Below are 16,776 nucleotides of genomic sequence, written 5' to 3'. Positions count from 1 at the left end.
CCAGAGTGTTGGCGCAAGACCGGTTTTTACTCGCGAACAGGATGGCGTGCCGCTAGCATTGTTTGGGGGCGCCGGCGAAGGGACGCGCGTGGCGGACATTTTCATTGCATGCTCGCGGCTCGATCTGGACCGCGTGAAGCCGGTCACCGATCGGCTGAACTCTCTTGGCTACAGCGTGTGGTGCGACAGCGCCGCCGCTTTGGCGCATCCGGACGAAGTCGATCGCGAGCTTGAGGCGGCGAAGGCGATCTTGGCGGTGTGGAGCGTGAACGCGGCGAACACGGTGTCGGTGATTGCGCAAGCGAGCGACGCGCTCGACGCCGGCAAACTGCTGCAGGTGCGCATCGATGCATCGCCACCACCGCAGCCATTCCATACGATCGCAACGGCGGATGTCAGCGGCGGTGAATGGGGCGTGTTGGAAGACGCGCTAAAGCGTTTGGTGCGCAACGGCGAAGCGCCCTCACACGAAACGCGCGCGCCGGGCTTGCTGGCGCATACGCCAGCGGCGGGCGCCCCTCTGCTGCTGACGATTGCCCTGGTCGCGGTGCTGGCGGCGTTCTCGGGCGCGGTGACGGCGACGTTCAACGATGTGATGTCGGTGGCGCAATTGCAGATCGCGCTGATCGGCATGCTGGGCGTGGCCGGCGCTTGCGCGGCGCTGGTCGTGCACCGCTACACCACACTGACCCGCGCGGAAGGCGGCTGATGGCCCGCTCGACCCTACAAGCGCTGATCAATGGCACGCGTCAGCTGCTTTCGGTGCAGCTTGTGATCGCGGTGATCGCAATCGCGCTGGCGGCGTGGACGCTCAGCGTCACCACGGCGCTGCTGCGCGAGCGCGACCGGCTGCAAGAACGCGTGATTCAGCTTGAGCAGGCGATGAGCGAAGGCGGCGTGGTGGTGCCGGAGGCGCCGGCGCTGGTGGAAGCGCCGCCACCGACGGCGAGCGCCTACCCCGGTGAGATCGGCGAACTGGCGGAATCGGCCTCGCTCGTGGCGCCGGACGCGGAGGAAGAGCGGCGTGGCGTGGGCGCGGTTATCGGCAGTTTGTTTGCGCCGGCGCCGGAGATGCGGCTTTTGGTGTTGCACGTGCGCGGACAGAACGATGCGGCGGCGGCGCAGCCGATTGCCGAGGAGCTGGAGCAAAATAGCAATGTGCGCGTGGTGGTGGACGTGCTGGCGCCGCGAGATCAGCGGCAGTCGGGCTATGCGTACTTTGATGGCCGCCAGAGCCGCGTCGCGGCTACGCTGGTGACGCAGTTCCATGATGTGGCGCGGCGCAATCAATTGGCGCCATGGTCGTCGCAGCTTAGGGGCGTCGCATTGCCTGCGGAGGGCGAGTATACGGCCGACCGACTGGACCTGGTGCTGCCGCCGCTGCCGGAGCCGGCGCCTGCCGCACTGCCGCCGGGCTAGGCCAGCGCCTTGCTTCCGCCCCCCGCCCGCGCGACAAGCGCAACGGAACAATGACCCGCCATTTCGCCGATTTTGACTGGGACCCCAAACGCGCCGCGACGCTGAAGAAAGCGCGCCGGCGCTCGCGTCTGATCGCTGGGCTGCGCCGGTTTTTCGTGGCTGGCGCCGGGGCCTCGTTCGCGGCGGTGTTCGTGTTCATGGCGCTCTACGCCATCCAGGGCGGGGCCAATGCCGGCGTCTATGACGCCCGCGAGCCGCTCCGGATGCTTAATCCCCGCTTTATTGGCCGCACCGAAAACGGCGGACCCTACCAGCTCTCGGCGGAGGTGGCCGAACAGGCCGTGGGGCAGAACCAGCCGATCGAGCTGGTTGCGCCTGTGTATCGGACCGACGCCGGAACGATTATGCTTGCCCCCAGGGGGATCTATGACCCGCAGGCCAAAACCGTGATTTTTGACGGCGAGGTGCTGTTTTCCGACGCTGGCGGCAACCGGTTCACAACCCCGAACATGATCGTGGACCTGAACTTGGGCACCCTGACTGGCCGGGGCGGCGTCACAGGCGCCGGACCCCTTGGCGTGCTGCAGGCCGAAAGTTATGAATTGAGGGATAGCGACCGTGCTTTAGTGCTTCGCGGTGGCGTCCGCGGGCAGATTCCGGATCGCGGCCAACAGAATGGGGAGCCGACGCCATGAGGCAAACAGCCTTCGCAATCGCCGCCGGCGCCTTCTTGGCTGTCGCCTTCGCAGCTCCGGCCGCACACGCGCAGCTCAGTGAGAGCGGCGGGCCGGTTTCGTATTCGGCCGACAATCTCGAGTATTTCGACGGTGAGCGGCGTCTGCTGCTCACGGGCGATGTGGACATCGTGCAGAACGATGCGCGGCTGCGGGCCGATCAGATCACGCTCTATTTCTCCAACTCAACAGCCGCCGCCAATCAACAAGGCGGGCTGGGTTCAGGCGACATCGAGCGCATGATCGCGACCGGCGAGGTCTATTATGTGCGCCCAGCGCAATCGGCTCGCGGTAACCGCGCGGTTTATGAAGTCAGCCAGGACAGCGTGACCTTCACGGGCAATGTCGTGGTGGCGTCGGATGAGAACGTCATTCGCGGCGAGACGCTGGTTTTGAACATCGGCAATCGGCGCACCGTGATCCGGCCGACGCCTGGCCAGCGGGTGCGCGGGGTGTTCGTCCCGAGCGAAGGGCAAAATTCGGGCCAATCGCCCCAGTGATCGGCCAATCGTTACGAAATCTTAGCCGCAGCGAGTGCATATGAGCCCCGAGGGCGCTGCAAGCCGTTCGGCCAAGGCCCAGACCGCACAAGGCGGTCTAGGCGCGGTTTCGATCGGGAAATCCTATCGCGGCCGCCGCGTGGTGAAGGACGTATCCGTCACCGTCAATCGCGGCGAAGTCGTTGGTTTGCTGGGCCCCAACGGAGCAGGGAAAACCACCTGCTTCTATATGATTACGGGGCTCGTACGCGTGGACCAGGGGCAAATCTTGTTGGACGGCCAGGACGTCACAACACTGCCTATGTACCAACGCGCGCGGCTTGGCGTGGGCTATCTCCCACAAGAGCCGTCGATCTTCCGTGGTCTCACCGTCGAACAGAACGTCATGTCGATCGTGGAGCTTTCCGAGCGTAACCGCTCGAAGCGCCGCGAAATCGTCGATGGGCTGCTCGCTGAACTGCGCGTCGATCATCTGAAAGATGCGCCGGCCTCCGCCCTCTCGGGCGGCGAGCGGCGCCGGGTCGAAATTGCGCGGGCTTTGGCGACGCGTCCGTCGTTCATGCTGCTCGACGAGCCTTTCGCAGGCATCGACCCGCTCGCCATCAACGACATCCGCGAGCTTGTGCTGTTTCTGAAGCAGCGCGGGCTAGGCGTTCTGATCACTGACCACAACGTGCGCGAAACGCTCACGATCGTGGACCGTGCATCGATCATGTTCGACGGTGAAGTGATGTTCGAAGGCACGCCGTCCGAAGTGATGGGGTCCGCTGTCGTGCGCGAAAGGTATCTCGGCAAAGACTACCACTAGTCCGGGGGCCGCGGTGGCGATGACTCCCCGTCTAGAGATGCGCCAGGGCCAGGCCCTGGTGATGACGCCGCAACTGCAGCAGGCGATCAAGCTGCTGCAACTTTCAAACGTTGAGCTGCAGGAGTTCGTCGAAGGCGAACTCGAGCGCAATCCGCTGCTGGAGCGCGAGGAAGGCTCTGCCGAAGCGCAGAAACCCGCGAGCGATAGCGGCGATGCGCAGCAACTCGATTTCGATACCGGCGTTGCGCCTGCGGAAGCGGCGCTCGACGTCAGCGTCGCCGACATGGCGCCGGATCTGAGCGCCAACGAATTATCCGAAGCGGGCGCCGCGCCGATGACCGATTGGTCGAAGGCGGGATCGGGCAAGGGCTTTGACGATCTGCCGGGCATCGAAGAAACGCTCGCGAACGACCTGACGCTGGCTGAGCATCTCGACGCGCAGCTGACACAAGCTGGCCTCTCCCCTGTTGAACGCTTGATCGGCGGCGTGCTGATCGATGCGGTGGACGATTGGGGCTACGTGCGCGCCGACATGCGCGAACTGGCGCGGCAAATGGCTTGCGGCGAAGCCGATGTGCTGCGCGTGCTCGGCGTGATGCAAGGCTTTGAGCCAGTCGGCGTGATGGCGCGCGATATCGCGGAATGCCTGACGTTGCAGCTGAAGGATCGCGGGCGGTTCGATCCGGCGATGGAAAAGCTGCTCGGCAATCTGGAATTGTTGGGCAAGGGCCACTTCGAGCGGCTGCAGCATATCTGCGAAGTCGATCGCGACGACCTGATGGAAATGGTCGCTGAGATTCGCGCGCTAACGCCGAAGCCAGGCGCAGGGTTTGGCGGCGGCGCGGTGCAGTCGGTTGCCCCGGACGTTTACATCAAGCAGGCGCCGGACGGGACCTGGCTGGTTGAACTCAACACCGACACCATGCCGCGCGTGCTGATGAACCAGCGCTATTACGCGACGGTGTCGAAGACGGCCAAGCGCGAAGAGGACAAGCAATTCCTCACCGAATGCGCGGCGAACGCGTCGTGGCTGGTGAAGAGTTTGGACCAGCGGGCGCGGACGATCCTGAAGGTGGCGCGCGAGATCGTGCGCCAGCAGGACGGCTTCTTCGATAAGGGTGTCGCGCATTTGCGGCCGCTGAATTTGAAGACGGTAGCGGCGGCGATCGAGATGCACGAGAGCACGGTGAGCCGTGTGACCTCGAACAAGTATCTCTCCTGCGCACGCGGCGTGTTCGAGCTGAAGTACTTCTTCACCGCCTCAATCAATTCATCCGACGGCGGCGAGAGCCACTCGGCCGAGGCTGTGCGCTTCGAGATCAAAGGCCTGATCGATCGCGAAGCGGAGAGCGAAATTCTCTCCGACGACCGCATCGTGGAAATCCTGCGCGAAAAAGGCATCGACATCGCGCGCCGCACAGTGGCGAAGTATCGCGAGAGCCTGCGGATTCCGAGTTCGGTTGAACGCAAGCGCAAGCTGGCGCACGGGCTTTAGGGAACCCACTCCTCCATGGGGCGGGTCTGCATGCGTTCCAAAATCTGCGCTGCTTCTGGCGGCATTTGACCATCCCACTGATCACCGGAGTGGACCGGAGGCGCGGTCTGATGTTGAGGCCATCCGTTTATGGCGGCAGCTGGGGTCTGGCCTTGCCAGCTTTCCGGCTTCTGATGTCCAGCGTTTGATTCAGTTTGCTCTGCATACGCCGTTTGATCGGCGCGCTGAACTCGCGGCTCTTGCGGGTCGCGATTAGAAAATACGCCATAAATCGTGGCGAGAGACGCGGCGACCGCGAGTAGAGTTGCAATCGATCCGAGTTCAGATCCTCGCGACGGTCCGGCGTAGCAGTTGTAAACTGCCACAGGACGGCACTGGGGACACGTGCACATCACTCACCTCGACCTCAGTGTAACTCACGAAGTCGAATTTCCCGAACTCGCACGGCATTAAATATACGAAAATCGAACCGACACCGACGGCTAGGCGGTCGTCGCTAGGCAGATATTCAACGCGCTGACCCTTTCGATGACGTCAGCCTTGCGCCTTGTCGTCAAATCACGAAAGATTTGAGCCGTTCGTCGCAACGGCTTTGCGGTTCGTCGTGTGACGCGGTGAGTTTGCCGCATGAAACACGCGTCGCTGGCGGCCGCCCTTCTCACCCTTTCCGCTTGTGCAACCGCGCCTGACCTTGCCGAGGCGCCGCAGATGGCTGCGTGCCGGCCTGCTGGGTATGATCGGGCGCAGCTTGATGCGTTAAAGGCTGCGGGGTGGACCGTTGCCGATGACGCGCAACGCAATGCGCTGGCCTTGGCGCTTGCCGAGTGCGTGGGCGATCCCGATCCGACGGTGCGGGATGGGATTGCGTATGAAGGGCTGCAAGCTTGGATGCGTCAGCGGACGCTCACCAACGAGACGCTGGCGGCTTTGAATGCGAACCTGCAAGCGAAGCTGACGGCGCCGGATGCGAGTGGGTTTCAGCGGCCGTTCGCGGCTTTGGTGCTTTCGGAGGTAACGCGCACGGATCGCGTGCAGGCGTGGCTGACGGCGGAGCAGCGCGCGCAGCTGGTGGACGCGTCGGTCGCATATCTGGAAGGCGTGCGCGATTATCGTGGCTATGATGAGCGCGAGGGCTGGCGCCATGGCACGGCGCACGCGGCGGACCTCATGCTGCAGCTGGTGCTCAATCCGAACGTAGATCGCGCGCAGCTGGAGCGGATTCGCGGCGCTATCGCTAGCCAAGTAGCGCCGAATGGGCACTTCTACATTTACGGCGAAAGCGAACGACTGGCGCGGCCGATCCTCTACATGGCGCAGCGCAATGAATTCACCGAAGCGGAGTGGACGGCTTGGTTCACACAGCTTGCTGGCGATGAGGCGTCGTGGAGCGGCAATTGGTACGCGACCAATGCGGGGCTGGCGCGCAAACACAATCTCAGCGCGTTCGCGTCGGTGATCTACACCAATGTCGACATCAGCGGCGAAGCGGCATTTGCGCCGCTGTTGCCGGGCGCCAATGCGATGATCCGCGCCCTGCCCTAAGCGCGCTTCACGCGCAGCAGCAAGAGCTGGCCCATCACCACTAGCGCGATGCCGCCGAGGGCGAGCAGGCCCCAGACCTTGTTCTCGAACACGGCGGACACCAGCATCGCCACGGGCGGCGCCATCGCGGAGATGTAGGATGCGGTGGAATAGCCGCGCCGGCGGGCGAGCCCGTAATAGAGCAGGAATGCGATCACCGAGCCGATGACGGCGAGATAGAGCAGCGACAGCGCATATTGCCAGGTCGGCTCGAACGCCCAGGTCTTGCCGGTGATGAGCGCGAACACAGCGAGCGCCGCCGCTCCGTACCCCATCGCCCAGCCCGTCGAAGCGGCGATGCCCGCGCCGGCCAATTCGCCGCGACGCGCATAGACATTGCCGACCACTGCGGCCGCCACCCCTGTCAGCGTCATCACGATTCCGATGACGGCTTCCGCGCCAAAATTTGCAGCGGCGAGTTCTTCCCACGACATCAGCGCGACGCCGGCGATACCAAGGCTCGCGGCGCCCCACGCCAGCAACGGCGAACGTTGTCCGAAAGCAATGCGGAAGCCGATCAGATTGACGAACGCCATCGATGCGAACAGCACTGCAACGACGGCCGACGTCACGCGCTCCTCAGCCCAATAGACGAGCGTGTAGTTGATGGTGAAGGTCGAGATCCCGACACCGAGCGCCGCAAAGTGTTGCGCGCGCGTCAGCATGATGCGCTCGCCGCGCAACGCACACCACGCAAGCAGGAGCACAGCCGCTAGCGCGAAGCGATACGTAACCGAGACTACCGAATCAACGACACCGAACTGAAGCGTAATGACAAACCACGTCGTGCCCCATGCCAACGTGCAGAACACGATGGCAATCAGATCCAACGCAGATGTGTTTGGCGCGGCAGCACTTGCCGGCACGCTTTGTTCGGCGCTCATCCCTCTCCCCCGAATCCGAACCGGATATGGTGACTGCTTTGCTCATGATAAAGGCGCGTTGTTCGCAGATGCGGCGAATACTTGTGCGTTGGCGCCGTTTCCGGGTTCCAAGCGTTGACCGGCCCCACCCTCGGGCCTACGTTTCATACATAGGCATCGGGGCGTCCCAGGGGGCGGGACCCGGTCCCGAGAGCCCTCCGTGCTGCAACACTAAGGAGGCTCCTTCATGCGCATACAAATCGCCGGACGGCAGATGGATGTCGGCGAAGCGCTACGAACTCGAATAGAGGACGAACTTTCCAGCGGGGTCGCAAAGTATTTTAGCCGCGCGACCGATGCTGTTGTCACAGTGGGCAAGAATGGCGGCGGTGTCGGCATCGAAGTCGACTGCACGGTGCACTTGCCGTCAGGAATTTCCCTACAAGCTGAAGGCCATGGCGGCGACGCGCACAGCGCGTTCGGCGACGCCATGGACAAGCTGGAAAAGCGCGTACGGCGCTACAAACGCCGGCTGCGGAATCACCACGCCGACCACAAATCTCCTCTTCCCGCCGAGGATGCGTCATCGTATGTGCTCGCGCCGTCAGCAGAGGAAAATGATGCCGACGACGCGTCGGCGCCGGCGGATGATCCGCCGCTGGTGATCGCGGAAACGACAGTTGCGGTGCGCACCATGACCGTCTCGATGGCCGTGATGCAGCTCGATCTTTCATCCAGCCCAGCACTCATGTTCAGAAACGCCTCCAACGGCGCGCTGAACGTGGTGTACAGGCGTCCGGATGGAAACATCGGCTGGATCGCGCCGGAGCGCCAAACCGCGAGGCGCCTCAATGGCGGGGCATAAGAGATTGAAGTGCGGCGCCGCTTCTGCTTGAGCGGCGTCTCTAGGGGTTAGAATGAGCGGACTAAGCGATCTGATCGCGCCGGAAGCAATTCTGCCGCGCTTGTTGGTGACATCACGCCGGCAAGCGCTGCAGATCGTTGCCGAAACGCTGGCGAAATCCGCCGGCGTCGATCCGCGCGCGGCGTTCGACGCGGTGCTGATCCGCGAACGGCTCTCCGGCACCGGCATGGGCGAAGGCGTCGCCATTCCACACGGACCAGTGCCAGGCGTGACACGGCCGGTGGGCGCGTTCGCGCGGCTTGAGCCGGCGCAGGATTTCGAAGCGCTTGATGGTCGGCCTGCGGACCTCGTGTTCATGCTGTTCGCGCCACCCGATCGCGGCGCCGATCACTTGAAGGCGTTGGCGCGCGTGTCGCGGTTTTTGCGTCGCGCCGACATGCGCGAGAAGCTGCGCGCGTCACGCGGCGCTGACGATCTGGCCGCACTGATTGCGAGCGCCGAGCGCGCGCCGGGCGCCTGACATCCATGATGACGGCGTGGGATCGGGTATTCTCGTGGTTTCCGTTGCTGATGACGGTGCTGTCGATCGCGGCGCTGGGCGTGTTTGCGCAATGGCCGACGATCTGGTCGGCGATGCTCGTGCTGTTCGTGATCTATTTCTTGCCGCCAATTGTGCAGCGGGTCGTGTTTCGCTGGTCGGCGATCAAAGTCGGCGTCGCCAACATTGACGGGCGCAAATTCTCACCGTGGCTGGCGTCGCATCATATTCAGGCAATCTACGACGCACTGCCGTTTCTGGAATCGCTGCTGCGCGTGTTTCCGGGATTCTATTCAATGTGGTTGCGGATGTGGGGTTCACGCGTCGGGTATGGCGTGGAATGGCCGGTGCGGTTGGATGTGCTGGATCGCTCGATGATGGATATCGGCAATCGCGTAGTGTTTGCGCGCGAGGTGGAGCTTGCGGCGCACGTGCGCAAGAAGACCGACGGCGGCGGCTCGCGCGTGCTTGTGCGTAGCGTGCGGATTGGAAGCTATGCGTTCATCGGCGCCAATGCGCGGATTGGACCAGGCGCGAACGTGCCGTCGAACGCTAACGTGCCGGCGCTGGCGGTGGTGGATGTGAACGAGAGCTTTGGCGATGCGAAGCGGCATCCGGAGCCAGCGGAAGCTGAGTTCGCGCTGAGCTAATATGGACCGCCGGCGCCCTCGCCGACCAGCGCCGACGCATGCCGGCGAGGGCGCCGGCGGTCCATATTATTCCGCTTCCAGCTTCGCCAGCAGCACGCCTTCACTGACCTGCGCGCCGGGTTTGGCGTTGAGTTCGGTGAGCTTGCCGTCGAACGGCGCTACGAGCGTGTGTTCCATTTTCATGGCTTCGAGCACGAGGATAGGATCGCCCTTCTTCAGCCTCGCGCCGGCCTTCGCGGCGACGGAGACGATCTTGCCCGGCATCGGCGACAGGATCGCGCCATCGCCGGCGGTCGCTTCGTCGGCGCTACGTTCGCCGGTATCGAGTGTGAACTCGTAGACATCGCCGTGATCGAACACGATCATCGCGTCGCCGCAGTGGTGCGGCCATGCGGTGTGTGCGTCGGCGCCTTCGACGGTGATCGTCTCGCCCGCACAGCGCATCGCGATGCGCGCCGATGGTGCGGCGTTGATGCGGAAACCGTGCAACGCTGACCACGGTGAGCCACGTGTCGACGGTGCGCCTAGGCTTGGCGATGCTGCAGCGCGCATGAAACCTGCGGCGGCCTGGGCGCCGACGGCGTCGCTCGGCGCTGGCGTGGCCATGAGCGCATCGCCGCGCGAGGCGATGAGCGCGGTATCGACATCACCGGACTCGAATCGGGAGTCGCGCAAGCAGCGATAGATGAAGCCGGCATTGGTTTTCACTGGCCAGGTTTCGACGTCGCGCCATTCGCGCAGCATGTTTGCGATGGCTTCGTGCCGCGTCGGCGCATGCATGATGATCTTTGCGATCATCGGATCGTAGAACGGCGTGACCTCGTCGCCCTGCTCCACCGCGGAATCGACGCGCGCGTGATCGCCGCGCAAAGTGGGGAGTTTCAGGATTTTGAGCGCGCCGGTGCTGGGCAGGAAGCCGGCGGCGGCGTTTTCCGCATAGAGCCGCGCCTCGATGGCGTGGCCGTTGATGCGTAGTTCTTCCTGCTTCAGCGGCAACTTCTCGCCGCTGGCGACGCGCAGCTGCCATTCCACCAAGTCCTGTCCCGTGATCTCCTCCGTCACCGGGTGTTCCACCTGCAGCCGCGTGTTCATTTCCATGAACCAGATGCGGTCGGCGCGGAGGCCCTCACTGGCGTCGGCGATGAACTCGATGGTGCCGGCGCCGACATAGTTCACGGCGCGCGCGGCAAGCACGGCGGCGTCGGTGACGGCCTTGCGCGTGGCGGCATCCATGCCCGGCGCGGGGGCTTCCTCGATCACCTTCTGGTGGCGGCGTTGCAGCGAGCAATCGCGCTCGAACAGATGCACGACATTGCCGTGCGTGTCGCCGAACACCTGCACCTCGATGTGACGCGGGCGCTGCACGTACATTTCCAACAGCACGCGATCGTCGCCGAACGATGACGCGGCCTCGCGCTTGGCCGATTGCAATGCTGCTTTGAACTCGCCCTTCTTCTCGACCTTGCGCATGCCTTTGCCGCCGCCGCCGGCGACGGCTTTGATCAGCACCGGGTAGCCGATCGCGTCGGCTTCCTTCTGCAAGCGCTCTTCGCTTTGGTCTTCGCCGAGATAGCCAGGCGTGGTCGGCACGCCGGCTTCGGCCATCAGTTTCTTGGCGGCGTCCTTGAGACCCATCGCGCGGATCGAGTCAGGCTTCGGGCCGATCCAGATCAGGCCAGCATCGATGACAGCTTGCGCGAAATCGGCGTTCTCGGAGAGAAAGCCGTAGCCGGGATGGATCGCCTCGGCGCCGGTTTGCTTGGCGGCAGCGATGATCTTTTCGCCGCGCAGATAGCTTTCCTTCGCGGGCGACGCGCCGATGTGCACGGCTTCATCCGCTTCGCGCACGTGCAACGCTTTTGCGTCAGCATCGGAATAAACCGCGACCGTGCGCACGCCGAGACGCTTGGCCGTTCGAATGACGCGGCGGGCAATCTCGCCGCGATTGGCGATGAGGACGGATTTAAGCATCTAGTCCTTCGCGTCAGGTGATGGCGAGGTGGTTGCACCAGCGCCGGTGAGCGCCGGGTTACTCTCTTCTGCTTGCGGGCCTTCTGCGGAAGCCTGCGTTTTCTTTTGACGGGCGATGATAATGAACACGCCGCCTAGGAAGAGGATGGTCGCGTTGCCCGCGGCAGTGCCAAACGCACCCATCATCATTTCGACGCTCGGACCCCCTTCTAGAAACGTAACAACGACCAGCATGGCGCCGACCATTAGGTACAACACAATCCATCGCGGAAAGATCAAAAGCAGAAGAAAACCGGCGATTGTAAAAGGCAGCATGACTCTCTCCCGCAATTTCGGCTTCTACTACATCCTAAACACGCCGAAGCGTGTTTCCAGGATTGGCGCGTTCAACGTTGCGCTAATCGCCAAGCCCAACACATCGCGCGTTTGCGCCGGATCAATGATGCCATCGTCCCATAGCCGCGCGGTCGCGTGATACGGATCGCCTTCCGCCTCGTAGCGCGCGCGGATTGGGTCTTTGAATTTTTCTTCGTCGGCTTTCGCCCAGGTCTCGCCTTTCGCTTCCAAGCCGTCGCGTTTCACTTGCGCGAGCACGCTGGCAGCTTGTTCGCCGCCCATGACGGAGATGCGGGAGTTGGGCCAGGTGAAGAGGAAGCGCGGGGAATAGGCGCGGCCGCACATGCCGTAATTGCCGGCGCCGAACGAGCCGCCGATCAGCACCGTGAATTTCGGCACTTCGGCGCTAGCGACCGCCGTCACCATTTTTGCGCCGTCCTTGGCGATGCCGCCGGCTTCGTATTTGCCGCCAACCATGAAGCCGGAAATGTTTTGCAGGAAGAGCAGCGGAATGCCGCGCTTGCAGGCGAGCTCGATGAAGTGCGCGCCCTTCTGCGCGCTTTCGCTGAACAGGATGCCGTTGTTGGCGAGGATCGCGACGGGAAAGCCCCAGATGCGCGCGAAGCCGGTGACGAGGGTCGGGCCGTAGAGCGGGCGGAATTCGTCAAGCTCGCTGCCGTCGACGATGCGGGCGATGACTTCGCGGACATCATACGGCGTGCGCACGTCATCGGGGATGACGCCGTAGATGCTTTCGGCATCGTAGGCCGGCGCGATCGGTTCGCGCAGATCGAGGCCGACTTGCTTCACCGTGTTGAGGTTCGCGACGATGCGGCGGACGAGATGGAGCGCGTGCGCGTCGTCTTGCGCGAGGTGATCGACGACGCCGCTCTTGCGCGCGTGCATATCGCCGCCGCCGAGCTCTTCGGCGCTGATGATCTCGCCGGTGGCGGCCTTCACGAGTGGAGGTCCAGCGAGGAAGATGGTGCCTTGGTTGCGGACGATGACGGTTTCATCGCTCATCGCCGGCACGTAGGCGCCGCCGGCGGTGCATGAGCCCATGACGCAAGCGATCTGCGCGATGCCCTCGCCCGACATGCGCGCCTGGTTGAAAAAGATGCGGCCGAAATGGTCGCGGTCGGGGAAGACTTCGGCCTGGTGCGGCAGGTTCGCGCCGCCGCTATCGACCAGATAGACGCACGGCAACTTGTTCTGCATCGCGATCTCTTGCGCGCGCAGGTGCTTCTTCACCGTCATCGGGAAATAGGCGCCGCCCTTCACCGTGGCGTCGTTGGCGACGATCATCACTTCGCGGCCAGATACACGTCCAACGCCGGTGATCACGCCAGCCGCGGGCGCTTCGCCGTTGTAGAGATCATACGCCGCAAGCGCGCCGACTTCGAGAAACGGCGCGCCGGGATCGAGCAAGCGCTCAACGCGCTCGCGCGGCAGGAGCTTGTTGCGCTTGGTGTGGCGCGCGCGGGATTCTGCTGGACCACCGAGCGCGATCTGCGCGGCGCGCTCGCGCAGCTGCTGCGCCAAGCCACGATGATGCGCGGCGTTCTTGGCGAAGGCTTCGGAATTGGAGTCGATATTGGATTTGAGTTTCATGTGGCGCCGTCAATATGGACCGCCGGCGCCCTCGCCGGCTCTTCTTTGTGCGCGTTGTGCGCTCTTGGTGTCTTTGTGTTTAAACACGAAGGCACAATGATTCCACGAAGGACACAAAGATGCCGGCGAGGGCGCCGGCGGTCCATATTACCCAGCCCCAATGATCTCCCGCCCAATCAGAAACCGCCGCACCTCATTGGTGCCGGCGCCGATGTCGTAGAGCTTAGCGTCGCGGAGGAAGCGCTCAACTGGGAAGTCCCTGGTGTAGCCAGCGCCGCCGAGGGCTTGGATGGCTTCGAGGCCGACCTTCACCGCGTTCTCCGAGGCGAACATGATGGCGCCGGCTGCGTCGTGGCGCGTGGTTTTGCCGGCGTCGCAGGATTTGGCGACGGCGTAGACGTAGGCGCGCGAGGCATTGAGCGCGACGATCATGTCGGCGACTTTGGCTTGGATCAGCTGAAACGCCCCGATCGGCTTGCCGAACTGTTTGCGCTCGCGGACGTAAGGCAGCACGACATCGAGGCAGGCCTGCATGATGCCGAGCGGGCCGGCGGCGAGCACGGCGCGTTCGTAATCGAGGCCGCTCATCAGCACGGCGACGCCGCGATTGAGGCCGCCCATGACGTTCTCTTCCGGGACTTCGCAGTCCTCGAACACCAGTTCGCCGGTGTCCGAGCCGCGCATGCCCATTTTGTCGAGCTTCTGGCCGACGCTGAATCCTTTCATGCCGCGCTCGATGATGAAGGCGGTGATGCCGCCGGAGCCGGCGCCCGGTTCGGTCTTGGCGTAGACGACAAGCGTGTTGGCTTCGGGCGCGTTGGTGATCCAGAACTTCGTGCCGTTCAGCACGAAGCGATCGCCCTTCTTCTCGGCGCGCAGCTTCATCGACACGACGTCGGAGCCCGCGCCGGCTTCGCTCATGGCCAGCGAGCCGACGTGTTCGCCGCTGATGAGCTTTGGCAGATACTTCTTCTTCTGCTCAGGCGTGGCCCAGCGGCGAAGCTGGTTCACGCAAAGGTTCGAGTGCGCGCCGTAGCTGAGGCCGATCGAAGCGCTGGCGCGGCTCACCTCTTCCATAGCGACAACGTGTTCGAGATAGCCGAGGCCGAGGCCGCCATCGTCTTCGCTGACAGTGATGCCGTGCAGGCCAAGCTCGCCCATCTCGGGCCAAAGCTCGCGCGGGAATTTGTTGGTGGCGTCGATCTCGGCGGACACCGGCGCGATGCGGTCGGACGCGTAGCGGCGCGTGGTGTCGCGGATGGCGTCGGCGGTTTCGCCGAGTTGGAAATCGAGCTGGTAGGAGTCTGTCACCGCAGTCGCCTCCTGTTGCACCTTCCCCCTTGTGGGGAAGGTGTCGCGCGGACGCGCGACGGATGGGGGTGCGGGCGGCGCCCTGTCCTGAAGAACACTGCCGTTACCCCCATCCCTGCCCCTCCCCACAAGGGGGAGGGATGCTCGGTGGTAATTGATTTGGTTGGCCAATAAAAATTGAACTTTTCGAACAAGACTGATAGATACGGTCTATGGATCGCTATCTGCTGCGCTACTTCCTGGCCGTGGCCGAGCTGGGCTCGTTCTCGAAGGCGGCGGCGCGGGTGTCGGTGACCCAGCCCACGCTTTCGGTGGGTATCGCTAAGCTGGAGGAGCAATTAGGGGCGCGGCTGTTCGAGCGGACGACACGGCGAGTGTCACTAACGCCGGCTGGGAGCCGGTTTCTTACCCACGCCCGGCGGATCACCCAGGAGTACGAGGCGGCGCTGCGTGAGGTCTCCGAGACGCCGCAGCTGAAACGCGTGCGCGCCGGCGTGCTCTCCACTATTCCGGCGCGCGACCTGGAGCGCGTGATGGCATTGCATGCGCGGAATACCGGCGGCGAGGCCCTGGAGATCCTGGACTCCACCGAGCGCGACATCGCCAATAGGCTCTCGGACGGACGGCTCGATGTGGCGATTACGATCCTGCGGCCTGGGCTTGAGAGTTTCGCGCAAGAGAAGCTTCGAAACGAACCTTATGTGTTGTTCGTCTCGGCTAACCACAAACTGTCGGGAGTCGAGAGCGTCGAGGGCGGCGAGCTGGCGGGCGAGACCATGATCGTGCGGCGCCAATGCGAGGGCTTGCCGGAGATCAGCCGCTACTTCACCAATCGCGACGTGCGCCCCTCCTTCAGCCTGCGCACGCTGAATGACGATCGCGCCATGAGCATGGTGGCGGCGCGGTTGGGTGTGACGGTGGCGCCCGCGAGTTTTCTGCGCTCGGGGCTCGCTGCGGTGAAGCTTGCTGGCTTCACACTAAACCGTGATGTCGGCCTCGTATTCTCAGATCGCATGCGCGAGCGCAGCGGCGCATTCGTCGAGGCGGTGCGCGCCACCTACGGAGACCGTCGCAAAGTAAGGTAAACGCTAACCACGCGCGTTGTGGGAAGTGGTTAGAAATGTTACGGTAAAGGAACGTCGGGTCTCGTCAGGGTGTTTACAGGTTATGGCTCCTCCAGCTCGTCCCGTTTGGACTGGGCAAATCCGGCTCGCCTTGGTGGCATTGCCGGTGAAGCTCTATTCGGCCTTGGATTCCAAGGAGAAGATTTCGTTTAACCAGATTCACGAGCCTTCGAAGCAGCGCATTCGCTACGAGAAGGTCGCGCCCGGCATCGGCGCCGTGGACAAGGACGAGATCGTCAAAGGCTACGAGTACCAGAAAGGCCGCTACGTGCTTTTCAGCGATGAAGAGTTCGAAGCGCTGAAGGTGGACTCAAAGAAGACGCTGGACATGATCCAGTTCGCGCCGGCCGAGACCATCGACCCGATCTATTTCGACAAGCCATACTACGCCCTGCCCGATGGCAAGCTGGCGGACGAGCCGTATCGCGTTGTGTGCGAGGCGCTGAAGCGCACCAAGACAGTTGGCCTCGGCCAAATCACGATGCGCGGGCGTTCCTATGTGGCGGCTGTGAAGCCGTACGAAGACGGCCTGATCGTAGAGACGGTGCATTACGCTGAAGAGTTGCGCTCGGCGAAGGCGTTCTTCGATGAGATTCCGAGCGGCAAGCTCGACGCCGATCTGATCAGTCTCGCCGAAGAGCTGATCACCCGCAAGAAGGCCAAGTTCGATCCGTCCAAGTTCGAGGACGAATACGCCATCGCCATCGAGCGCCTGGTGAAGAAGAAGATCGAGCGCCATGGCGAGCTGGTGCTGGAAGACCAGGAAATGCCGGCGGCGGATTACGGCGACAACGTTGTGTCGCTGGTCGACGCACTGAAGAAGTCCCTGCAGAAGAAGTCGCCCAAAGCGAGCGACGACGAGGACGAAGCGAAGCCCGCGCCAAAACGGCGCGCCGCGGCTGAGCGCACCAAGGCGCCGCGCGCGAAAGCGCCGGCCAAGAGCGCGGCTAAGCGGGCGAAGAAATAGCCC

The 16,776-nt window shown here is 63.5% G+C and carries 17 protein-coding genes; 12 read left to right on the top strand and 5 right to left on the bottom strand.

Features of this window, described 5'->3' with window-relative positions:
- The first annotated feature begins 88 nt into the window (after positions 1 to 88).
- The 7 genes from DSM104635_RS01475 to DSM104635_RS01445 all read left to right on the top strand — a co-directional run bounded on the left by DSM104635_RS01475 (position 89) and on the right by DSM104635_RS01445 (position 6,498).
- Positions 89 to 709 carry a toll/interleukin-1 receptor domain-containing protein gene (locus DSM104635_RS01475; RefSeq protein ID WP_158764491.1) on the top strand — a complete coding sequence of 207 codons (621 nt, stop codon included), beginning with the start codon at positions 89 to 91 and terminating at the stop codon, positions 707 to 709.
- A complete protein-coding gene (locus tag DSM104635_RS01470; RefSeq protein ID WP_158764490.1) occupies positions 709 to 1,419 on the top strand; it encodes a hypothetical protein in 711 nt (236 codons plus the stop codon). The genes DSM104635_RS01475 and DSM104635_RS01470 overlap by 1 nt, the downstream gene beginning before the upstream one ends.
- 50 nt (positions 1,420 to 1,469) lie before the next feature.
- Complete coding sequence (gene lptC, locus DSM104635_RS01465) at positions 1,470 to 2,114, top strand: LPS export ABC transporter periplasmic protein LptC (RefSeq protein WP_158764489.1); 645 nt, start codon at positions 1,470 to 1,472, stop codon at positions 2,112 to 2,114.
- A complete protein-coding gene (locus DSM104635_RS01460) occupies positions 2,111 to 2,653 on the top strand; it encodes an LptA/OstA family protein (protein ID WP_158764488.1) in 543 nt (180 codons plus the stop codon). The genes lptC and DSM104635_RS01460 overlap by 4 nt, the downstream gene beginning before the upstream one ends.
- 40 nt (positions 2,654 to 2,693) lie before the next feature.
- Positions 2,694 to 3,461 (top strand): LPS export ABC transporter ATP-binding protein, encoded by a 768-nt coding sequence (gene lptB, locus DSM104635_RS01455; protein ID WP_158764487.1) that lies wholly within the window; start codon positions 2,694 to 2,696, stop codon positions 3,459 to 3,461.
- A 13-nt stretch (positions 3,462 to 3,474) separates the two neighbouring features.
- Complete coding sequence (gene rpoN, locus DSM104635_RS01450) at positions 3,475 to 4,956, top strand: RNA polymerase factor sigma-54 (RefSeq protein WP_158764486.1); 1,482 nt, start codon at positions 3,475 to 3,477, stop codon at positions 4,954 to 4,956.
- A gap of 627 nt (positions 4,957 to 5,583) precedes the next feature.
- Positions 5,584 to 6,498 (top strand): DUF2785 domain-containing protein, encoded by a 915-nt coding sequence (locus DSM104635_RS01445; RefSeq protein WP_158764485.1) that lies wholly within the window; start codon positions 5,584 to 5,586, stop codon positions 6,496 to 6,498.
- On the opposite strand, the gene DSM104635_RS01440 is transcribed toward DSM104635_RS01445, so the two are convergent.
- Positions 6,495 to 7,421 (bottom strand): DMT family transporter, encoded by a 927-nt coding sequence (locus DSM104635_RS01440; RefSeq protein ID WP_158764484.1) that lies wholly within the window; start codon positions 7,419 to 7,421, stop codon positions 6,495 to 6,497. The genes DSM104635_RS01445 and DSM104635_RS01440 overlap by 4 nt on opposite strands.
- A 226-nt stretch (positions 7,422 to 7,647) precedes the next feature.
- On the opposite strand from DSM104635_RS01440, the gene hpf reads away from it, so the two are divergent.
- From hpf to DSM104635_RS01425, 3 genes are read left to right on the top strand one after another with little or no spacing between them, the layout of a single operon-like run.
- Positions 7,648 to 8,265, top strand: coding sequence for a ribosome hibernation-promoting factor, HPF/YfiA family (gene hpf / locus DSM104635_RS01435; protein WP_158764483.1), 618 nt, complete (start codon positions 7,648 to 7,650; stop codon positions 8,263 to 8,265).
- Between the two features lie 52 nt (positions 8,266 to 8,317).
- A complete protein-coding gene (locus DSM104635_RS01430; RefSeq protein WP_158764482.1) occupies positions 8,318 to 8,785 on the top strand; it encodes a PTS sugar transporter subunit IIA in 468 nt (155 codons plus the stop codon).
- A 5-nt stretch (positions 8,786 to 8,790) separates the two neighbouring features.
- Positions 8,791 to 9,453: an acyltransferase gene (locus tag DSM104635_RS01425; protein ID WP_158764481.1), complete on the top strand. Its 663-nt coding sequence runs from the start codon at positions 8,791 to 8,793 to the stop codon at positions 9,451 to 9,453.
- Between the two features lie 66 nt (positions 9,454 to 9,519).
- On the opposite strand, the gene DSM104635_RS01420 is transcribed toward DSM104635_RS01425, so the two are convergent.
- The 4 genes from DSM104635_RS01420 to DSM104635_RS01405 all read right to left on the bottom strand — a co-directional run bounded on the left by DSM104635_RS01420 (position 9,520) and on the right by DSM104635_RS01405 (position 14,682).
- Positions 9,520 to 11,424, bottom strand: coding sequence for an acetyl/propionyl/methylcrotonyl-CoA carboxylase subunit alpha (locus tag DSM104635_RS01420; RefSeq protein ID WP_158764480.1), 1,905 nt, complete (start codon positions 11,422 to 11,424; stop codon positions 9,520 to 9,522).
- Positions 11,425 to 11,739 carry a hypothetical protein gene (locus tag DSM104635_RS01415; RefSeq protein ID WP_228445796.1) on the bottom strand — a complete coding sequence of 105 codons (315 nt, stop codon included), beginning with the start codon at positions 11,737 to 11,739 and terminating at the stop codon, positions 11,425 to 11,427. It abuts the gene before it with no gap.
- Between the two features lie 27 nt (positions 11,740 to 11,766).
- A complete protein-coding gene (locus DSM104635_RS01410) occupies positions 11,767 to 13,371 on the bottom strand; it encodes a carboxyl transferase domain-containing protein (RefSeq protein ID WP_158764478.1) in 1,605 nt (534 codons plus the stop codon).
- 147 nt (positions 13,372 to 13,518) lie between these two features.
- Complete coding sequence (locus tag DSM104635_RS01405; RefSeq protein WP_407703503.1) at positions 13,519 to 14,682, bottom strand: isovaleryl-CoA dehydrogenase; 1,164 nt, start codon at positions 14,680 to 14,682, stop codon at positions 13,519 to 13,521.
- 212 nt (positions 14,683 to 14,894) lie between these two features.
- Between DSM104635_RS01405 and DSM104635_RS01400 the strand changes: the two genes are divergently transcribed.
- Together DSM104635_RS01400 and ku are read left to right on the top strand one after the other, a co-directional pair.
- A complete protein-coding gene (locus DSM104635_RS01400) occupies positions 14,895 to 15,767 on the top strand; it encodes a LysR family transcriptional regulator (RefSeq protein WP_158764476.1) in 873 nt (290 codons plus the stop codon).
- An 82-nt stretch (positions 15,768 to 15,849) separates the two neighbouring features.
- A complete protein-coding gene (gene ku / locus DSM104635_RS01395) occupies positions 15,850 to 16,773 on the top strand; it encodes a non-homologous end joining protein Ku (RefSeq protein WP_158764475.1) in 924 nt (307 codons plus the stop codon).
- Positions 16,774 to 16,776 lie beyond the last annotated feature (3 nt).

Origin of the sequence: Terricaulis silvestris, assembly GCF_009792355.1 — a bacterium.
Lineage (GTDB): Bacteria > Pseudomonadota > Alphaproteobacteria > Caulobacterales > Aquidulcibacteraceae > Vitreimonas > Vitreimonas silvestris.
This window is presented reverse-complemented; position numbering and strand designations above follow the sequence as displayed.

Coding starts and splice junctions, on each gene's coding strand:
- DSM104635_RS01445 (WP_158764485.1), top strand. CDS start 5,584: ATGAAACACGCGTCGCTGGCGGCCGCCCTTCTCACCCTTTCCGCTTGT.
- lptC (WP_158764489.1), top strand. CDS start 1,470: ATGACCCGCCATTTCGCCGATTTTGACTGGGACCCCAAACGCGCCGCG.
- hpf (WP_158764483.1), top strand. CDS start 7,648: ATGCGCATACAAATCGCCGGACGGCAGATGGATGTCGGCGAAGCGCTA.
- DSM104635_RS01440 (WP_158764484.1), bottom strand. CDS start 7,421: ATGAGCGCCGAACAAAGCGTGCCGGCAAGTGCTGCCGCGCCAAACACA.
- DSM104635_RS01425 (WP_158764481.1), top strand. CDS start 8,791: ATGATGACGGCGTGGGATCGGGTATTCTCGTGGTTTCCGTTGCTGATG.
- DSM104635_RS01410 (WP_158764478.1), bottom strand. CDS start 13,371: ATGAAACTCAAATCCAATATCGACTCCAATTCCGAAGCCTTCGCCAAG.
- DSM104635_RS01400 (WP_158764476.1), top strand. CDS start 14,895: ATGGATCGCTATCTGCTGCGCTACTTCCTGGCCGTGGCCGAGCTGGGC.
- DSM104635_RS01460 (WP_158764488.1), top strand. CDS start 2,111: ATGAGGCAAACAGCCTTCGCAATCGCCGCCGGCGCCTTCTTGGCTGTC.
- DSM104635_RS01415 (WP_228445796.1), bottom strand. CDS start 11,739: ATGCTGCCTTTTACAATCGCCGGTTTTCTTCTGCTTTTGATCTTTCCG.
- DSM104635_RS01420 (WP_158764480.1), bottom strand. CDS start 11,424: ATGCTTAAATCCGTCCTCATCGCCAATCGCGGCGAGATTGCCCGCCGC.
- DSM104635_RS01430 (WP_158764482.1), top strand. CDS start 8,318: ATGAGCGGACTAAGCGATCTGATCGCGCCGGAAGCAATTCTGCCGCGC.
- lptB (WP_158764487.1), top strand. CDS start 2,694: ATGAGCCCCGAGGGCGCTGCAAGCCGTTCGGCCAAGGCCCAGACCGCA.
- ku (WP_158764475.1), top strand. CDS start 15,850: ATGGCTCCTCCAGCTCGTCCCGTTTGGACTGGGCAAATCCGGCTCGCC.
- DSM104635_RS01470 (WP_158764490.1), top strand. CDS start 709: ATGGCCCGCTCGACCCTACAAGCGCTGATCAATGGCACGCGTCAGCTG.